Here is an 18619-nt window from a genome sequence, read left to right as displayed (position 1 = left end):
ATTTCAGAACACTTCTCGATACAATTTTCTTCATTTAGACAGGCGCAATGACAAAAAATCACTCGAAGAGACGTTTGGTGGAAGTTAAGACAATCACAAATCTTTCTTAAAATGCAACAAAAACCGAATTTGGTCGTCTTTATAGTATCATCATCAATCAAAACACCATGCGAAAACTAATCTTCATCACATTGGTTTTCTTTTTTAGTACCAGCTTTAGTTGGGCAAATGAAGAAGAAAATCCTATTGAAATTCTGTTTCCAAAAGCAGATTTTTTAAATGAGTACACTGCGCGAATTCCGTTTAAAGTCGTCGATCAATTGATCGTTGTAGAAGCCGAATTCCTCAACCAGAAAGGTAATTTTATTATTGATACAGGTTCTGAACGACTTGTGTTAAACAAGGTACATTTCCCGAAAGGACAACGATTGACAAGAAAGAAAGGAGAAACCACGGGCGTTACACGGATCATAGATCAGCCGTACGAACGAAAGCTGAGTGAGTTCATCCTACACAACTTCAATCTTAAAAATAAAAAATCAGATGTAATTGATCTTTCACACATTGAAAAAAGCAAAAAAATGCACTTACTCGGCATTATTGGCTATAATATTTTGAAAGATTACGAAGTATTCATTGATTTGTATTTGAATCAAATTACACTGTCACGCGTGGATAAAAACGGTGATAAACTCGATACGAAAGTGTATGCAGAAACGATTATGGACAGTTTGGATTTTCAATTGAGAAGACATACGATTGTCGTTTCTGGCTTTGTAAATGACAAAAAAGTACGTTTTGCCTTGGATACTGGCGCAGAATTCAATCAACTAAATAAAAATAGTCACCAAAAAATTCTTGAAAAATTTCGTCCCATGAAACGTTTGTCCATGATTGGTGCTGGAAATAAAAAAATTCGCGTTTTGGCAGGGAAATTGTATGGTTTCCGACTGAATGATCGTATTGGCGTGGGACCAATGTACACCATTGTGACCAATCTTCGGAAAATGAACGAAGCGTATGGCACTTCCGTAGATGGTGTTTTGGGATTTGAGTTTTTAAAATACAAGCGAACCATTATTAATTATAAAAAAGAAAAGTTATATTTCATGAAATCTCCTATATTTAGTCCGTGAAACAACCGATGAAACATATTATTTTACTCCTAACTTTGTGTATTTCCACAAGTATGTTTGCGCAAAAAAAGACGCAAGGCTATCGTGTGGAAGGTGACGAAGTTGTGTTTACGTTTGATAAACGCGATTATAAGGAAGTGACACATGGAGTTTTACATCATCGGAAGTCAATTCATGATACAGATGTTGACATTGAAAAGGTTGCGGTTGCTGGCGAATTCAATAATTGGGCAGAAGATACATGGATCATGACGAAGCTAGACGAGAATCGCTATGAATTTCGAAAAAAGATTGCCGATTTTACCGATGAATTTTCATGGGAATTTAAGTTTGTGATTAATGAGCAGTATTGGGCTGAACCCGAAGGCGCAATTGAAAATGTAACGGAAGCAAAAAATAAATACGGAATGGATTTGCATGTGTACAATCTTAAAATGTATACGGCGCATATTTCTGAGGATGGAAACACAACGTTCTTCTTAAAAGGCTATCAAAAAGCTAAAAAAGTGATTTTAGCAGGTTCGTTTAATAAGTGGAATGAACATCTTTTTGAGATGAAAAAAACGGACGAAGGTTGGGCTGTAAAGTTGCAATTAAAACCTGGCATCTACGAGTATAAATTTATTGTAGATAACATTTGGATTGCCGATGAAGCGAACCCGAATAAGAAGCTGAATGAATTTGACGAATACAACTCTCTCATTGATGTGAAAGCGTATTATACCTTTAAACTTCACGGCTTTAAAGATGCTAAAAACGTATTGCTTTCTGGCTCGTTTAACGATTGGTCGGAAGATGGATTTAAAATGTCACAAACCGATGATGGCTGGGAACTTTCCATGTTGCTTTCTGCCGGAAAACATCAATATAAATTTATCGTAGATGGTAAATGGATACTAGATCCAAACAATCCTATCAAAGAGTATGATTACAAAGGACATGTGAATTCAGTTTGTATGGTTCGGTAATTTTTAACTTCTTAGACTTACTTAGATTTATAGACTTCATTAGAATATTTTGTCATTCCTGCGTAAGTAGGAATCTCTAGAACTTGCTTAGATTTTAGACCTTTTCTATTGAAAAATTATTCTTGAATACTTCTCTCTACTCAATACTAACCTCTCACTACTAAAAAAACTACTTCACAATTTCCAATTTCGCAAAACGCAACAACAACTTCTTAATGCCTCCAACTTGAAATTTGATTTCCGCTTTTTTATCGCCACCAACACCTTCTAATCGTATTATTTCTCCCCGACCAAAACGCGTATGTTCTACTAAGGTTCCTGGCACAAGTTTTTCATCTAACAAACTGCCGCTTGGCGGACTGCTCTGTGAGGTTTCTGGCTTTATTTTTCGCAGTTTGCGTATTTGTTCTGGTGTGGGACTTCCCACCACTGGCGGACGTCCCGATTTTGGTTTTTGCAAGCGTAATTTGCTTTTATCCACTTCGCCAAAAATATCATTGTCAATCAACGGTTTGAAACGATAATTGTCTACGGGCGTGATGTAATCCAAGTATTGATCGTCAATTTCTTCTATGAAGCGACTTGGTTCTGCATCGACCAATTTTCCCCATCGGTAACGACTTAATGTATAGGTTAAATAGGCTTGTTTTTCGGCTCTGGTCAACGCTACATAAAACAAACGGCGTTCTTCTTCCAGTTCGCTTCGCGTGTTCATACTCATCCCTGATGGGAACAAATCTTCTTCCATTCCCACAATATAGACATACGGAAATTCCAGTCCTTTTGCCAAGTGGATCGTCATCAAAGCTACTCTATCGTCATCACCTTTGTCGTTGTCCATATCGGTAGCCAATGCCACATCTTCCAAGAATTCTGCCAACGCGCCTGTAGCATCAGCCACTTCCACTTGTCCTTCCACAAAATCTTTAATTCCGTTCAGCAATTCTTCTATATTTTCAATACGCGCAATCCCTTCTGGCGTTCCGTCTTTTTTCAATTCTTGAACTAAGCCCGTTTTTTTGGTAATGTGCGATGTCAATTCGAACGCATTCGAGCCTTCATTCATGATTTGAAAACTTCGGATCATCGTCACAAAGTTTTCCAGTTTAGTTTTCGTGCCTTTGTTGATTTTTAGATCAATTTTGGAAATATTTTCCATCACTTCAAACATGGAACGCCCGTAATGTTTGGCAGCAACAACTAATTTATCAATCGTTGTTTGCCCAATGCCACGTGCAGGATAATTGATGACACGTTTTAAACTTTCTTCATCTTTCGGATTCACGATTAATCGCAAATACGCCAATACATCTTTGATTTCTTTTCTTTGATAGAAGGATAAACCACCGTAGATACGATACGGAATGTCACGCTTTCGCAACGCATCTTCCATGGCGCGTGATTGTGCATTGGTACGGTATAAAATCGCAAAATCGCCATTGGTCACTTGCTCACGCATCTTAGTTTCAAAAATGGAACTCGCTACAAAACGACCTTCTTCTCCATCTGTCACACTGCGATTGACTTTTATTTTCGGTCCAGATTCATTGGCGGTCCAAACCACTTTATCCAAACGTGTTTTGTTGTGTTCTATGACTGAATTTGCTGCTTCTACAATGTTTTTGGTCGAACGATAATTCTGCTCCAAACGGTACATTTCAACATTGTCATAATCTTTCTGAAAGTTTAAAATATTGTTGATATTCGCACCACGAAACGCATAGATACTTTGTGAATCATCGCCCACGACACATATATTCTGAAAACGATCTGCCAAGGCTTTTACGATCAAATATTGAGAATGGTTGGTATCTTGGTACTCATCCACCAAAATGTAGCGGAAACGCGTTTGGTATTTTAATAGTACTTCTGGAAAGCGATTCAATAATTCATTCGTTCTTAATAATAAATCGTCAAAATCCATCGCGCCAGCTTTAAAACAGCGATCTACATATTCTTTGTAAATTTCGCCCATGCGCGGACGTTTTGCCATGGCATCTGCTTCTACCAAATCGGGATCGTTGAAATACGCTCTCACCGTAATGAGACTGTTTTTAAAAGAGGAAATTCGCGAACGTATTTGTTTGTATTTGTAGATATCTTTATCTAGCTGCATTTCCTTGATGATAGCGCGAATTAAACGTTCAGAATCCTGTGTATCGTAGATCGTAAAGTTACTAGGATAGCCTAATTTATCCGCTTCAAAGCGTAAAATTTTTGCAAAGATTGAATGGAATGTTCCCATCCACAAGTTTTTTGCTTCACTTCCACCCACAATTCGTGCAATACGTGCTTTCATTTCACGTGCGGCTTTGTTGGTAAATGTCAATGCTAAAATATTAAAGGAATCTACGCCTTGACTCATTAAATACGCAATGCGATACGTAAGTACTCGTGTTTTTCCAGAACCTGCGCCTGCGATCACCATCAATGCTCCATCTTTGTGAACGGTTGGTGCGCGTTGTGCGTCATTTAGCTGCGCAATATAGTGTTGAATGTCTTGCTCCATAATTAACTCCAAAAATAACATTCTCGCGTCGCTATTACAACTGTTCTTTTTGAAAGTTATACACTTTTTTGACTTCGACTGCGCTCAGTCACAGTTTGAAACTTCTTACTATTTAATACAAAGATCTCAATTCTTCGTTTCCACCTCAACATTCCATTCGATTTTATACGTTTTGTTCGGTAGTAATGTTTGCAATCCTATGTGATTGTTGAAACTATTGGACAATCCGACTGTGGGTTCGATGGCAATGATATTTTTAGTTGCTGGCGTAAAGAATTGTACAAAATTTTGAGCCGCATTTCCTGTTATTGTGAGTTTGTAGCTTGGTGTATGAAAACCAATTTTGATATTTTTGAGAGTGTATGCCGTGTCAAAAGGATGATTTTTCAATTGAAATGGCATGTTGAGTTCGTGCGGTTTTGTGCCGTTTGTAATGCTTCTGTCATCGGTTGTGGTGTATTCTTCATCACAATCAAAGTCAATATAGCTTTCGTATAGATTTTCAGAAGTAAAATACGGATGCCAGCCAATGGTAAATGGAAAGGTTTTTTTGCCTGTGTTGATGACTTTCATTTTTACGAGTGCTGTTTTTTCTGTAATCGTATACGTAACAAAGAAATCGAACGGAAAAGGAAATCCTTGTGTTGTTCCGTCATAGTCATATTTTAAGGTGAGTATTGCTGCTTTTACAGAAACTTGCTTTTTATAGACTTCAAATTTTCTTGTGTAGAGCAATCCGTGAATCGCATTGTTTTTTGAGGGTTCATTACATGTAATTTGATATGTTTTACCTTCAAAAGAGTACATTCCATCTTGAATTCTATTGACAAACGGAAACATGATTGCGGAAGCTGACGAATTGGTATATGGAAAATCTTCATGTTCTTGAATAACAGGTCTGTCATCCAATTTCAAATCGAACAAGCGTCCGCCTTCGTTTAAGTTTATAGCTGCGTAGGCTTTACCGCTTTCGCTCAAAATTTTTATGATGTGAGTATGTTTTTGTAGTTGAAACACGTGTTTTTTTGTTATTGGTTGGTTGATACGTCCTTGCGAGGAAGCATGACGTTTCTAATATTTCAATTTTTGGATCCTAAAAATACCATTTTCAATTTAAAATTCTACAGGTAGCATTTAACTTTTGTTATTCGTCAATTTGTTTAGTTGCTTTTTGAAACGATTTGTTTCAATATACTAAAATTGACATTTGAAATTTCTCAATACACACTACTGACATCTCAATACTAATTACCAATCATATCTTCACAATTTCGTTTTTTAGTGCCAATACGACCAAACCCGCAGTATTGCGAACATTGAGCTTGGAAAGTAGTTTTTTTCGGTGTCCTTCAACAGTTCTGAAACTGATAAAAAGCTTCTCTCCTATTTCTTTGGCTGTAAATTCTTTACATATCAGTGTCAATACTTCAATTTCACGTTCGGTCAAATCGTGAATGATGTGCGTAGTGGTTCGTTTTCCTTTGTACATCATCACTTTGCGCATGATGCTTGTAATTTTATTGTTGAAATAGTAATCGTATTCCAACACGCTTTCTATACAGTTGATGACTTCGTTGCGACTCGCATTTTTCATCAAATATCCGTTCACGCCAAGTTCTATCATCCGAATGATATGTCGCTCTTCTTCATGCATAGTCAGAATGATGATTTTCATTGCGGGATATTTTTCCAAGACAATTTTTGCCGTTTCGTATCCGTCTAAATTCGGCATGCGAATGTCCAACAAAAGCACGTCTGGTTTTACCACAGCATTGCGCAACACTTCTAAGAATTCTTGCCCGTCAGAAGCTTCAAGTGTAATTTTCATCTCTTTTTCGTCTTGAAAGATGGCTTTTATTCCTTCTCGAAAGAGCAAATGATCGTCTACCAATGCAATGTTTGTCATGCTTTTTATTTGTTTAATTGTATGTGAACTGTCGTTCCTTGCTGTATTTTTGATGAAATGTGTAATGTAGCGCCTAAAATTAGCGCACGATCTTTGATGTTGCGCAATCCTGCGCCTTTTTGCTGCTTTTCTTCATCAAATCCTTTTCCATTGTCTTGTAACATTAGTTGAAAACTTTCTGCTAAATTTTCAATGGTAATACTGATTGTGTTTGCTTCTGAGTGCTTCACGGCGTTGACCAAGAGTTCTTTGATGATGCGATAAAAGGCAAGTTCTTGTGAGAAATCCAATCGTTCTTCGTCGCCTTTCCATTCGTAATGAACCTTTTTATCGCTTGATTCTGAAATGGAATAACATAAATCGCTGATGGCTTCATGCAACCCAAAATCTTCCAAGGTTGGCGGCATGATGTTGTATGAGATTTCGCGAACTTTTTGTAGCAAATCGTTCAATTGATCGCGAATGTGTTGTGATTTTGACACCATTTCTGGCTGATCGACTTGTGCATTTTTGATGCGTTCTACACTTAATAGTATGGTAGAAATTCCGCCGCCAATTTCATCATGCAAATCTGCTGCAAAGCGTTTTCGTTCGTCATCTTGAATTTTTACGGCACTTTGTAAAAGTTGTTGTTGATGAATGATTTTTTGTTCCTGAAGCTTTACTTGTTGTTTGAGCAAGCGTCTTTTGTATATAATGACAAAACCTACAATAGCTAATGCTAAGAAAAACATTCCTAGCATGCCAATGTATAATATTAACGAAGTTCCTTCTTGTGTTTGATCAGCCATATTCCTATTGAAATGAAAAGATAGTGAATTATTAAAAACAATCCATGCAATGCCCAAGCTTCAAAAAACTCTTGTCTTGTCAATTCCATCAAAAAATTATTAGAAATAAATAATAAAAACGAACCTGAAAAATACACCAAAACACCTGCATTGATCCAAAAAATAGGATGTGCTTCCAAGCGAACAATTTTTCCATTCACAAAAACTTTATAAAACCAAGCAATTGCCATACATAATAAAAATGTGCCTTCTACTGACCTGCTGTATGAATTATACATTTCCAACGGTTGCCAATATATGGAGTTCAATATCGAAAACGTGACAAAAACCACCAATAAACCTATATTTATTTTTTTTGCCATCGCACTTTCAAATAGTTGATAATAAAATAGACTCCAAAGTGCGTATTCTAACACAGTATATATATGAAGTAAATACATATTATTAGCACCATTTTTATATAACACATACGAACTATAAGAGATGATTGCTGCAACAATGAGTAGTATGCCTAACGTCCAAAATAATTTTGTAAAACGCTTGAATCTGAATAGCATCGCTAGTAACGGTACTACTAGAGAAAACTGTGCAATTTCACTGATGGTTCTTAAAAAAGTTTGTGTGAGCATGAAAAATTAGGATTGACTGCAGGATCTATATAACGTTCTATTTACTGCACATGAAAGTTCCCCGTTGCCTGTACATGGTGCAACTGTATTTACATATACATATTCTGTTTCAACGTCTTCATAATACGCTTCTACTGCATTTGAAGCTCCAATTAGAATCACTCTATGAACGCCATTTTCTAAACCAAAATACACACGTAACGCATTGGCACTTTCAAAATATTCAAATATGGAATCTAAGTCTTCAATATTGAAATATACGGACACTAATTCTTTATTCATGTCACATTGCCAAATACTTACACGTTCAATAGCATCTTCTACAGTAATGGCGCCTAACTCAATAAGACACTCATCTTCTGTGGAATGTTGCACTGTTCTCATGGTTTCGGTGGTAAAACTTGAAGCTATAGTACTTATTGAATCAGATAAGCAATTTATTGAATCAAATAAGCAACTTTTTGGATCACAAAGTTTTGGACACGGCAATGCAAAATCATACACACCACTTACTTCATCTTCGGTTTTAGTTTTGGTAGATGCTTCTTCAGGAGGATAAATAATATCTCTATTTTTACTATCTACGCCCACAACAATCATATCTGGTTCATCAGTACTGTTTTCATTCGCAACAATACCAATATAAAAACGGACACCTACAACATCTGTCTGCTGTGACAAACATTCGATATCATTTTTATGAAACAAAAATGCTTTAATTACATTTTCTTTTTGCCAGTTTTCTGTGAACACAGATGCTTCTGCCAATGGTATTTGATCAAAATTGTCAATTAATTCTAAAGCCATTATAAATTGTTTTAAAGTTACACATCTAAAGTATTGTAAATAAGATAATTAATCACGCGTATTTCTACGTGTTTCCGTGCTTTAAATACGTGCAAAAATTCAGGTGAAAACTATCTTTTATATAATTCTTTATGATACTACTTTTGAATCATATCAAAGTTCTACAAGGCGCCAAATGAGCAATTGATATAAAAAACCTACCAAATATTAATCATTTAAAATTATAAAATTATGTCAAATTACGGAGGAATCGTTTCGTCAAATGGAGTGCTCGATGCAGATAATGGTAAATTTACTTGCAATTATGATTCAAATCAGCAGAAATATACTATTGATTACAATGGAAAAGTTTCTGGAGAATCAGCAGTTGTTGTATCACCAACATTACAAGTACCAGGCTTATCATACATGTTATATTCGTATACTGGAGGATTTACCATGCAAGTGTTTCAACCCATTGATGGCGTCTATACACCTGTCGCCAGTAGTTTTAACTTTATTGTAAAAGAAGTTTAATCAATACAGTACAGTAGTTAACTCCTTTATTTCTATATGAAGTAAAGGAGTTTTTATATATGTGAAAGTTAACTCATTCAAAATACCTGTTTACTCATTATTAGTTTCTTTATGATGTTTTTTATGCTTTTTTTGAATTGAAATTAAACGCAAGCCATCATGAAACATCCTGAACTCATTCTACAAATTCCTGAACCCTGTCATGAAGATTGGAACAAAATGTCTGCGACCGATAAAGGAAAATTTTGCCATGTTTGCACTAAAGAAGTTGTCGATTTTTCCGCAGATAGTGACGAAACCATTCTAAAATACTTTTCTAAAAACGGAAATATCTGCGGACGTTTTCACGAAACGCAACTCAACAGAAAAATTATTGCAGATCGAAAAAAGCGCCATCATTGGTTGTCGTACGCCGCTTCGCTTTTGTTGCCAATGACCTTATTTTCGCAAGAAACAAAATCGTCCGAACAAAAAAATCCTAAAACGGAACAAGTTGCAGCTCCTACTTACAAATCATTAAACATCAGTTCGCTTGACAGAAAAGTAACTCAAAATGTTACTGTACAGAATGATAGTATTACGGTACAAGGTACCATTACTGACGATACAGGTTTGCCACTTCCTGGCGCAAATGTGTATCAAAAAGGAACCTACAAAGGAACAACAACAGATTTTGACGGACATTACAAACTAACGGCGCAAAAAGGAGCTACTTTGGTCATTTCCTATATTGGATATGAAACAAAAGAAGTTAAAATTTCCGTTTCTACTATCCATGTGCAGTTAGAAGTCGTTGATGCGTTGGAAATGTTAGGTGCAGTTGTGGTAGCTACTCCAAATGAGCGATATAAAAGTGAGTATACTTGTAAAACAGAAGAAAAACTCACTGAACGTGAACAACGTACACAAAACTATTTCGCTTTCCAAAGAAAAAAATGGTTGGAAAAGCGCGCAGAACGACGTGCAAAACGGACGATGAGAAAAGCGGAAAAAGCATCGAAAAAGTAAACACATAAAACATTTAGCAATGCAAATAGCAATAACCAAACCGTGTCATGAAGATTGGAACCAAATGTCTGCGACAGAAAAAGGCAAGTTTTGTAACCGTTGTTCGAAAGAAGTGATTGATTTCACATCAAAAAGTGACGAAGAAATCATCAAACATGTTTCAAATCATGGACATGCTTGCGGACGCTTTTATGCTTCGCAATTGAATAGAAAACTGATTGCTGACCGAAAAAAACGCCATCATTGGTTGTCGTATGCAGCTTCCTTTCTATTACCGATGACATTATTTTCACAAGAAAAAACTTCAACCGAGAAAAAAACGGTGAAAGCAACAAAAGTAAATACGATTCCATATAAACGATTACCTATGTATAGTGCTTTAGAGCGAAAAGCAAAAACTCAACAAAAAGTTCAAGACAAACAAAGAACTATCTCTGGAACCGTCACAGACGATACAGGAATACCATTACCTGCTGCAAGCATTGCTATTAAAGGAACGAGCAGAGGAAAAGCCACCGATTTTGATGGAAATTATAGTATACAAGTAAAACCTGGAGATGTATTGATTGTGAGTTATATTGGGTATGATTCGCAAGAAATTAAAGTAAATGCAGATATATTTGTATTCGACATACAGATGATTCCAAACAATTCGTTAGAAGAAGTTGTCGTTGTTGGTGGCTATTGGCATAATGACAGTACTTCGTATGCTTCAAATTATTACGAAACCGAAGAAGACAGAGCGCGAAAAAAACGTACGAAAAACTATTTTGCTATTCAAAGAAAAAAGTGGTTGGAAAAACGTGCAAAACGTCGTGCAAAAAGAGCGGAACGCAAAGCAAAGAGAAATGCTTCAAACAACTAAGAAACCTACTATGAAACATTCTAAAATTACCATACAAATTCCTGAACCCTGTCATGAAGATTGGAACCAAATGTCTGCGACCGATAAAGGAAAGTTTTGCCATGTGTGTACAAAAGAAGTAATTGATTTTACGTCTAAAAGTGACGCAGAAATCATCAAGCATTTTACCGATCATGGGAATTTATGTGGCCGTTTTCATGTTTCACAATTGAATCGAAAACTGATTGCTGATCGGAAAAAACGCAATCATTGGTTGTCGTACGCAGCAACACTATTGTTGCCATTGACAGTATTTTCGCAACAGGAACCTATTCGCTTTCAAAAAGCAGGTAAAGCGCAAGCTACTGCGAATTCCAACTTTATTTCGCTTCAAATCGGTTCGCAACCAAATAAAAGTGTGATTCATCAAAAAGATAGTATACCGATAAAAGGTGTTGTTATTGACGAAGTTGGTACGCCATTTCCAGGCGTAAGTATTAAAATTAAAGGAACAAAAACCGAAGTATTAACTGATTTTGATGGGAATTTTACATTAAAAGCAAAAACAAATGATGTGTTGCAAATTTCCTATTTCGGCTATGAAAACCAAGAAATTACAATAGTAGCTTCGAAAGAAATCTACAATAGTATATTAAAACCTAAAGCTGCACTTGAAGCGATTACAGGCTATGGATATTACATAAAACCAAAATCTTTGACACATCTACCAGAAAAAGTCGATCCAGAAGATATCACTACAATTGAAGAACAAAAGAAAAGTTTTTTTCAAAAGTTGCAGAATACATGGAAACAAAAACTACAAAATATTAAGAAAAAGCATTAAATAAACGTTGGGAAACAATAATAAGAACTTCAAAAAGTTATATTTTTACAACTTTCGATGTCTGCAAAAGGCATCAACCAATTAATATACACCGATGAAGAAATTTTTATACACGTTTTTAATTCTTTCCATTGCCATTCTTTGGAGTTCTTGCCGAAAAGATTTTGTAACCGTTCCGAGTTCAGGACAATTGCAATTTTCAAAAGATACAGTCTACTTAGACACCATTTTTACCAACATTGGTTCTAGCACATACAATTTAAAAGTATACAACCGAACGGACGACGATATTTTCATTCCCACAATTCAGTTGGGCGAAGGCGAAAACTCTAGATATCGCTTAAATGTGGATGGCGTTGCCGGAAAAGTGTTTGAAAATGTAGAATTATTGGCGAATGATAGCATGTTTGTTTTTGTGGAAACCACCATTGATATCAATAGTTTTTCAGGCGGAAATCAATTTTTATATACCGATGCGATCGAATTTGACAACGGAAGCAATCAACAAAAAGTAGAATTGGTCACGCTGGTACAAGATGCCGTTTTTCTCTATCCACAACAATTTGATGACGGAACGATAGAAACTTTATTACTCGGCGTAGATGAAGAAGGCAATGAAACACGCATAGAAGGCTTCTTCTTGGAAGATTCCGAACTGAATTGGACCAATGAAAAACCGTATGTTGTGTACGGATATGCCGCTGTGGGACAAAATCAAGTATTGAATATTGATGCTGGCGCACGTGTGTATTTTCATGCGAATTCTGGTTTAATTGTTGGAAATATGGGCTCGTTGCAAGTCAACGGAACACTGAGCAACACGGAAGAACTCGAAGGTGAAGTCATCTTTGAAGGCGATCGTTTGGAACCTGCGTTTGCCAATGTTCCAGGACAATGGGGAACGATTTGGTTGACGAATGGAAGCACCAATAATAGTATCAACTTTGCAACAATTAAGAATGCTTCTGTAGGAATCTTGACAGAAAATAGTGATGGAACTGAAAATCCGACGTTGCGATTGAATAACTCTAAAATATACAACAGTGCAACTGTCGGTTTGTTGGCTAGAACAGGATTTGTAGAAGCTGAAAATACCATTATTGGAAATGCTGGACAATCTTCTTTATACTGTAATTTGGGCGGAAGATACTCGTTTAAGCATTGTACGTTTGCCAATTATTGGAATAATAGTTTTAGAACGTTTCCAACGGTATTACTCGATAATTATTTGCAAGTTGATAATGAAACAAATTTTACTGCCGATTTGATACAAGCTGATTTTTCCAATTGTATCATTGATGGAAGCAATAGTCTTGAATTACTATTTGATCAAGTGCCAAATGATTCTTCCATATTATTAAACTATAAATTTGACAACTGTTTAATTAAGTTTGATGATTTCCAAAACCGATTCACCAACGATCCGTTATACAATTTCAACGACACCTCTATTTTTGCTGAAAATGTCTTTAACCAAGAGGCTGATTTTAGAAATACAGAACTGGAAGATTTTCGTATTGGCAATGCTTCTGGAGCTATTGGCATTGGAAATATTCCGACAACACAAGAAGTTCCTGTAGATGCTTTAGGAGTTACGAGAACTGTTCCTTCAGACGCTGGTGCATATCAAAACATAACATTTAGTGATGATGATTGATACATTCAACTAAAAAACAAACACTACACCGAAAAGAATCATAAAAGCACTTTCCTGTTTTATGATTCTTTTTTTATGCGTATCTTCGAGAGTCTTATTTAACTAACAAGGATTTAATTAAACACTAAAATTAACGACATGATTGAAATTATTTTTAAAATTGGCTGCCTCGCCGCAGGAATTTTACTCGGAATTACCGCACTTGACAAACTCGATGGAGAAAGCAATTTCTTTAACGACATTGCTAAAAAACTAATGCCTTTCACTACGATTATTGGTGGTGGAATTATTGGATTGGGAATTTATTACCTGCTACATTTTGACCACTTTATTTTCAACCTTTTAGCAATTGCTGCGGGTATTTTATTACTAACACATGTATTAAGTCAAGTCCCAAAAATTGGAGATTCGCTAGTGAAAATATCCAAAGCATTGATGCCTTTTAAAGTGATTGTAGGAGTCGCTTTATTAGTATTAACAGTCTTACGCTTTTTAAGCATTCACCCACTAGGATAAGAACGAAATGTATGTAGTTATTTTTAAATTTTCTTTGAAACAATCTACAGCAGTGATATAAAACAAAAACCGTGTAATTCTCAAGAAACTACACGGTTTTTTATATGCTAAATTTTTTTCTTTATTACGAATTACGAAACAAACAAAGGTCTGTCAGACATCATGGTATTTACTTTAAAAGCAATATTTTCCAAACGTCTTTCATCTTCAAAATGTGTGATGGCTTCGTCGATATACTCCACGATTAATTCCATATCATCTTCTTTTAAACCTCTTGTGGTAATTGCGGCAGTTCCCACACGAATTCCAGACGTTACAAACGGACTTTTATCATCAAATGGCACCATGTTTTTGTTCACAGTAATATCTGCCAAACCTAACGCTTTTTCAGCTTCCTTTCCTGTAATATTCTTATTGCGAAGATCAATCAACATCATGTGATTGTCCGTTCCGCCAGAAATAATATGATAGTCTTTTGCTACAAATGCGGCTGCCATTGCTTGTGCATTTTTCTGTACTTGCAGAATGTAATGCATAAACTCATCTGTCAAAGCTTCACCAAAAGCAATTGCTTTTCCTGCAATTACATGTTCTAACGGTCCACCTTGGTTTCCAGGGAAAACGGCTCCATCTAATAAAGAAGACATTTTACGTAATTTTCCGTTCTTTAGTGTAATTCCGAAAGGATTTGGAAAATCTTTCCCCATCATAATCAATCCGCCACGCGGTCCACGCAAGGTTTTATGTGTGGTGGTCGTTACAATATGACAATGCGGAATTGGATCGTTTAAAATTCCTTTCGCAATTAATCCTGACGGATGTGAAATATCTGCCAATAACAATGCTCCTACACTATCGGCAATCTCGCGAAAGCGTTTAAAATCAATATCTCTTGAATAGGCTGACGCGCCTGCAATGATCATTTTTGGCTGTTCTTTCGTCGCAATTTCTTGAATATTATCGTAATTCAATACGCCTGTCTCCTTCTCTACACCGTAAAATGAAGGCGTGTATAATTTTCCTGAAAAGTTTACAGGAGAACCATGTGTTAAGTGACCTCCATGCGACAAATCGAATCCTAAAATTTTATCGCCAGGTTTCAAACATGCTGCAAAAACAGCCGTATTTGCCTGACTTCCACTATGCGGCTGTACATTTGCCCATGCAGCACCAAACAACGCTTTTGCGCGTTCAATAGCAATGGTTTCAACCTCATCTACAACTTCACAACCACCGTAATAACGTTTCCCGGGATAGCCTTCTGCATACTTATTGGTGAGTACAGAACCTACAGCTTCCATGACTTGTTCACTGGTAAAATTCTCTGAAGCGATTAATTCTAATCCTTCAATTTGTCTTTCTTTTTCTGCTTGAATTAATTCAAAAATTTGTTCGTCGCGTTGCATTGTTTTCACTCTATGTTAATAAAATCCAAAAATATGATTTAGATTCCATAACTCATATAGAAAACTCATATATTTGAATAGAAATAACAAAATTATTTAAAATATAAATATTCCACACAACTATGCCAGATACAACTAATAATCCCAACCGCAAAACTTGGCTAGAAGTTGCTCCAAATAGTGACTTTCCTATTCAAAATATACCTTTTGGTGTTTTTCTTACGAGAGATGACGTAATTACGATCGGAACACGAATTGGAGATTTTGCCATTGATTTAGGTGCGTTACACCAACTTGGATATTTTGACGGAATTCCGTTGACCGATGATATTTTTCTTCAAGATAGCTTGAATGATTTTATTTCAGATGGAAAGAAAACATGGCGCTTGGTGCGTAATCGAATTGGCGATATTTTTGATGCTGATAATGCCGCTTTGCGCGACCATGCCGAACATAGAAATACCATAATTTTTACCTTAGACGAGATAGAAATGCAATTGCCAGTACAAATTGGCGATTATACCGATTTTTACTCTAGTATAGAACACGCTACCAATATAGGAACAATGTTTCGTGGCGAAGAAAATGCGTTGATGCCAAACTGGCTGCATATTCCTGTGGGATACCACGGAAGAAGCTCTTCTATTATTCCTTCGGGAATTCCGATTCACCGTCCACAAGGACAAACATTGCCTGTTGGTGCTGACACACCTGTATTTGGACCTTCAAAACGTGTTGATTTTGAGTTGGAAATGGCATTCATTACCACAGACGCTAACAATTTGGGAGAACCAATTCCGATTGATGAAGCAGAAGATTATATTTTTGGAGTGGTTTTATTTAATGATTGGAGTGCGCGCGACATTCAGAAGTGGGAATATGTGCCCTTAGGACCATTTTTAGGGAAAAGTTTTGCATCGTCCATTTCTCCTTGGATTGTTACAATGGATGCGTTAGAACCTTTTAGAGTGGAAACGCCGAAGCCATTGAAACCACAAATGGACTATTTACAATATACAGGAAAGAAAAGTTACGATGTAAAATTGGAAGTGGGAATTACGCCTGAAAATGGTGAAGAAACCATTGTTGCACGTTCCAATTTTAAGTATATGTACTGGAATATGGTTCAGCAATTAACGCATCACACGGTAAATGGTTGTCCCGTAAATTCGGGTGATATGATGGGAAGTGGAACGCTTTCTGGAAAAACACCTGATTCGTATGGTTCGATGTTAGAATTGTCTTGGGCAGGAAAAAACCCTGTAAAATTAAAGGATGGTTCCGAACGAACGTTTATCAATGATGGCGACACGGTAACCATGCGCGGACATTGTAAAAACGAGCATGTTCGTATTGGTTTTGGAGAAGTTTCTTCAAAGTTATTACCTGTGTTTCAACCTAAGAAAAAATAAAAGATACAACAGTCTGAGTTGCAAATTCGGACTGAAAGAAATATAAAAAAACATCAACTGTAATGGTTGATGCTTTTTGTTTTTGATACCTGTCTGAGTTGGAAACTCAAAATAAATTTGAAACTCCGAATAACGATCTCGAATTTCCAATTTGCTAGTCAGATTTTCTAATGCTGACTAATGTGTAATACTCAAGTTTTTAATTCGAACAACTCCATGAGAACCTGTATAACTTGCTCCTTGAACCGATTGCAGATAGTTTCCTACTTTAAAATAGTTTCCAGAAGTGTTCGTACCAATTGCTTGTGAGAAAATCTCATTAGAACCATCAAAAACTTTTACGACTCCGTTGTTGTAAGAGATTTTAAAAGTATAACTTGTATCAAGTTGGTATCCGTTATCAATAATAAGACTGCTTCCTTGAACATCTTCTGTGATGTATCCACTAATTTTCATTCGTACGCCTCCAGAAGTTTGATTTTCATCTCCTATAAATTGTACTCTAATCACATCATCCACCGTATTGGAAGGTCCGTGAATTTGCGCAAAACATAAAACGCCTCCATTATTGTCTGCATCTTGTGGCAATCGATCAACTCTCACGGTAAATGTCATGGTGTTATTTCCTGAACCGCCATTCCAGCTTGCCAAGTTTCCATTGCTCATCTCTCTGAGTTCTACTCTAGGGTTTCCAGAATTTTCCGAACCGCCTAAGCCTCTATAACATTTAAAAAACGTCCATTCGCCATCAGTGTAGAAATAATTTGGATCGTTATACGTGCCAAAAGTTTCTCCTGTGGAAGCCAATACATTGTCTCTATACGTTGCATTAGGACCTGGACTTCCTGTAAATCCGTTGAGTTTCCAGTTGTTGGAAGTTAATCCTAAATTATCTCCTGGAGAATCACCGTTTCCAGGATCTGTTCCGCCAGCGCCATAAATTTCAGTTTCTGTAATACTATTCCAAGAGCTTGAAGAATTTCCAAAACAAGAAATTCGTACATAACGTACATCTACACTATTAAACGTGTAGGTTTCTAAACCCGTTGTGTTTCCACTACTTCCCGAAGATTTTTTATCTACAACCGTTTGCAAGTTGTAAATAGAGGTTCCTACTCTGATTTTAAAATACGCTTTTCGCTGATTCCCTTTGTAGAAAGCTAATTTTACAGACGAAACCGATTTTACCGAACCTAAATCGTAGGTAATATACTTTCCATTATAGCCGTTGGACGACCAGCGTGTTCCTAAATTCCCATCTAGTGTATTCTGCGGAACGTTTCCGTCATCGCCATTGGCAGAAACGCTAATTGGGATAATTTCACCGTTTTTTGCCGTTAGTGGAACTTTTCCGTTATCAACAATAGTAGCTTCTTCTTCTACTTGTACTAATTCGTCTGTTTGACATGAAAAGCACAGCATAAAAGCGATGAGCATGATAATTTTTACTAATTTTTGATGTTGTTGTACTAAAAAATACTTCATGATTTTGGTTTATGGTTAATTATTTTATTGGTAAACCAAAGTGGTTAACCACTTTGGTTTACCAATTATACAACAATTATAGATACTTGAGTTCCAGTAAAACCGTAAAAATGAGAGGGTTTTTCTTTCAATAAAAAAAGAATAGAATTTTTTTGAATATAAACAGCCAACGTTTGAAACTTTGA

Annotated in this window: 17 protein-coding genes; 9 read left to right on the top strand and 8 right to left on the bottom strand. The window is 36.3% G+C overall.

Annotated features, from left to right (window positions below; translation table 11 throughout):
- Positions 1 to 167: 167 nt before the first annotated feature.
- Both KORDIASMS9_RS16000 and KORDIASMS9_RS15995 read left to right on the top strand, forming a co-directional pair.
- Positions 168 to 1136: a hypothetical protein gene (locus KORDIASMS9_RS16000; protein ID WP_114903807.1), complete on the top strand. Its 969-nt coding sequence runs from the start codon at positions 168 to 170 to the stop codon at positions 1134 to 1136.
- An 8-nt stretch (positions 1137 to 1144) separates the two neighbouring features.
- Positions 1145 to 2104 carry a hypothetical protein gene (locus KORDIASMS9_RS15995; protein ID WP_114903806.1) on the top strand — a complete coding sequence of 320 codons (960 nt, stop codon included), beginning with the start codon at positions 1145 to 1147 and terminating at the stop codon, positions 2102 to 2104.
- Between the two features lie 169 nt (positions 2105 to 2273).
- Here KORDIASMS9_RS15995 and KORDIASMS9_RS15990 read toward each other — a convergent pair whose 3' ends face one another.
- The 6 genes from KORDIASMS9_RS15990 to KORDIASMS9_RS15965 form a co-directional block, all read right to left on the bottom strand.
- The gene (locus KORDIASMS9_RS15990; RefSeq protein WP_240321065.1) at positions 2274 to 4613 is read right to left on the bottom strand and encodes an ATP-dependent helicase; all 2340 of its coding nucleotides are present in this window, start codon (positions 4611 to 4613) and stop codon (positions 2274 to 2276) included.
- Between the two features lie 126 nt (positions 4614 to 4739).
- Positions 4740 to 5591: an aldose 1-epimerase gene (locus KORDIASMS9_RS15985; protein WP_162819999.1), complete on the bottom strand. Its 852-nt coding sequence runs from the start codon at positions 5589 to 5591 to the stop codon at positions 4740 to 4742.
- A gap of 277 nt (positions 5592 to 5868) precedes the next feature.
- Positions 5869 to 6519 (bottom strand): response regulator transcription factor, encoded by a 651-nt coding sequence (locus KORDIASMS9_RS15980; protein ID WP_114903804.1) that lies wholly within the window; start codon positions 6517 to 6519, stop codon positions 5869 to 5871.
- Positions 6520 to 6524: 5 nt separating this feature from the next.
- A complete protein-coding gene (locus KORDIASMS9_RS15975; protein ID WP_114903803.1) occupies positions 6525 to 7310 on the bottom strand; it encodes a sensor histidine kinase in 786 nt (261 codons plus the stop codon).
- Positions 7277 to 7939, bottom strand: coding sequence for a hypothetical protein (locus KORDIASMS9_RS15970; RefSeq protein WP_114903802.1), 663 nt, complete (start codon positions 7937 to 7939; stop codon positions 7277 to 7279). The genes KORDIASMS9_RS15975 and KORDIASMS9_RS15970 overlap by 34 nt, the downstream gene beginning before the upstream one ends.
- 6 nt (positions 7940 to 7945) lie before the next feature.
- On the bottom strand, positions 7946 to 8746 hold the full coding sequence (locus tag KORDIASMS9_RS15965; protein ID WP_114903801.1) for a hypothetical protein: 801 nt from the start codon (positions 8744 to 8746) through the stop codon (positions 7946 to 7948).
- 231 nt (positions 8747 to 8977) lie between these two features.
- Between KORDIASMS9_RS15965 and KORDIASMS9_RS15960 the strand changes: the two genes are divergently transcribed.
- The 6 genes from KORDIASMS9_RS15960 (at position 8978) to KORDIASMS9_RS15935 (ending at position 14131) form a co-directional block, all read left to right on the top strand.
- Entirely contained in the window at positions 8978 to 9262 is a 285-nt protein-coding gene (locus KORDIASMS9_RS15960) for a hypothetical protein (protein ID WP_114903800.1), read from the top strand.
- Between the two features lie 159 nt (positions 9263 to 9421).
- Complete coding sequence (locus tag KORDIASMS9_RS15955; protein ID WP_114903799.1) at positions 9422 to 10270, top strand: carboxypeptidase-like regulatory domain-containing protein; 849 nt, start codon at positions 9422 to 9424, stop codon at positions 10268 to 10270.
- A 19-nt stretch (positions 10271 to 10289) separates the two neighbouring features.
- Positions 10290 to 11135: a carboxypeptidase-like regulatory domain-containing protein gene (locus KORDIASMS9_RS15950; RefSeq protein WP_240321064.1), complete on the top strand. Its 846-nt coding sequence runs from the start codon at positions 10290 to 10292 to the stop codon at positions 11133 to 11135.
- A 10-nt stretch (positions 11136 to 11145) separates the two neighbouring features.
- Positions 11146 to 11958 (top strand): carboxypeptidase-like regulatory domain-containing protein, encoded by an 813-nt coding sequence (locus KORDIASMS9_RS15945; protein ID WP_162819998.1) that lies wholly within the window; start codon positions 11146 to 11148, stop codon positions 11956 to 11958.
- A 94-nt stretch (positions 11959 to 12052) separates the two neighbouring features.
- Positions 12053 to 13615, top strand: a complete 1563-nt coding sequence (locus tag KORDIASMS9_RS15940; RefSeq protein WP_114903796.1) for a hypothetical protein — start codon at positions 12053 to 12055, stop codon at positions 13613 to 13615.
- 138 nt (positions 13616 to 13753) lie between these two features.
- A complete protein-coding gene (locus tag KORDIASMS9_RS15935; RefSeq protein WP_114903795.1) occupies positions 13754 to 14131 on the top strand; it encodes a hypothetical protein in 378 nt (125 codons plus the stop codon).
- Between the two features lie 131 nt (positions 14132 to 14262).
- Here the strand turns inward: KORDIASMS9_RS15935 and glyA are convergent, their stop codons facing one another.
- Positions 14263 to 15537 carry a serine hydroxymethyltransferase gene (glyA, locus tag KORDIASMS9_RS15930; protein WP_114903794.1) on the bottom strand — a complete coding sequence of 425 codons (1275 nt, stop codon included), beginning with the start codon at positions 15535 to 15537 and terminating at the stop codon, positions 14263 to 14265.
- Between the two features lie 122 nt (positions 15538 to 15659).
- Here glyA and fahA point away from each other — a divergent pair, with 122 nt between their 5' ends.
- Positions 15660 to 16949: a fumarylacetoacetase gene (gene fahA, locus KORDIASMS9_RS15925; RefSeq protein WP_114903793.1), complete on the top strand. Its 1290-nt coding sequence runs from the start codon at positions 15660 to 15662 to the stop codon at positions 16947 to 16949.
- 177 nt (positions 16950 to 17126) lie between these two features.
- Here the strand turns inward: fahA and KORDIASMS9_RS15920 are convergent, their stop codons facing one another.
- Positions 17127 to 18434 (bottom strand): polysaccharide lyase family 7 protein, encoded by a 1308-nt coding sequence (locus tag KORDIASMS9_RS15920; protein ID WP_114903792.1) that lies wholly within the window; start codon positions 18432 to 18434, stop codon positions 17127 to 17129.
- Positions 18435 to 18619 lie beyond the last annotated feature (185 nt).

Source organism: Kordia sp. SMS9, assembly GCF_003352465.1.
Lineage (GTDB): Bacteria > Bacteroidota > Bacteroidia > Flavobacteriales > Flavobacteriaceae > Kordia.
This window is presented reverse-complemented; position numbering and strand designations above follow the sequence as displayed.

Bases quoted from the DNA above. Each gene is read 5' to 3' on its own strand.
- KORDIASMS9_RS15920 (WP_114903792.1), bottom strand. From the start codon at position 18,434: ATGAAGTATTTTTTAGTACAACAACATCAAAAATTAGTAAAAATTATC.
- KORDIASMS9_RS15980 (WP_114903804.1), bottom strand. From the start codon at position 6,519: ATGACAAACATTGCATTGGTAGACGATCATTTGCTCTTTCGAGAAGGA.
- KORDIASMS9_RS16000 (WP_114903807.1), top strand. From the start codon at position 168: ATGCGAAAACTAATCTTCATCACATTGGTTTTCTTTTTTAGTACCAGC.
- glyA (WP_114903794.1), bottom strand. From the start codon at position 15,537: ATGCAACGCGACGAACAAATTTTTGAATTAATTCAAGCAGAAAAAGAA.
- KORDIASMS9_RS15955 (WP_114903799.1), top strand. From the start codon at position 9,422: ATGAAACATCCTGAACTCATTCTACAAATTCCTGAACCCTGTCATGAA.
- KORDIASMS9_RS15975 (WP_114903803.1), bottom strand. From the start codon at position 7,310: ATGGCTGATCAAACACAAGAAGGAACTTCGTTAATATTATACATTGGC.
- KORDIASMS9_RS15945 (WP_162819998.1), top strand. From the start codon at position 11,146: ATGAAACATTCTAAAATTACCATACAAATTCCTGAACCCTGTCATGAA.
- KORDIASMS9_RS15990 (WP_240321065.1), bottom strand. From the start codon at position 4,613: ATGGAGCAAGACATTCAACACTATATTGCGCAGCTAAATGACGCACAA.
- KORDIASMS9_RS15970 (WP_114903802.1), bottom strand. From the start codon at position 7,939: ATGCTCACACAAACTTTTTTAAGAACCATCAGTGAAATTGCACAGTTT.
- KORDIASMS9_RS15935 (WP_114903795.1), top strand. From the start codon at position 13,754: ATGATTGAAATTATTTTTAAAATTGGCTGCCTCGCCGCAGGAATTTTA.
- KORDIASMS9_RS15950 (WP_240321064.1), top strand. From the start codon at position 10,290: ATGCAAATAGCAATAACCAAACCGTGTCATGAAGATTGGAACCAAATG.
- KORDIASMS9_RS15995 (WP_114903806.1), top strand. From the start codon at position 1,145: ATGAAACATATTATTTTACTCCTAACTTTGTGTATTTCCACAAGTATG.
- fahA (WP_114903793.1), top strand. From the start codon at position 15,660: ATGCCAGATACAACTAATAATCCCAACCGCAAAACTTGGCTAGAAGTT.
- KORDIASMS9_RS15960 (WP_114903800.1), top strand. From the start codon at position 8,978: ATGTCAAATTACGGAGGAATCGTTTCGTCAAATGGAGTGCTCGATGCA.
- KORDIASMS9_RS15940 (WP_114903796.1), top strand. From the start codon at position 12,053: ATGAAGAAATTTTTATACACGTTTTTAATTCTTTCCATTGCCATTCTT.
- KORDIASMS9_RS15965 (WP_114903801.1), bottom strand. From the start codon at position 8,746: ATGGCTTTAGAATTAATTGACAATTTTGATCAAATACCATTGGCAGAA.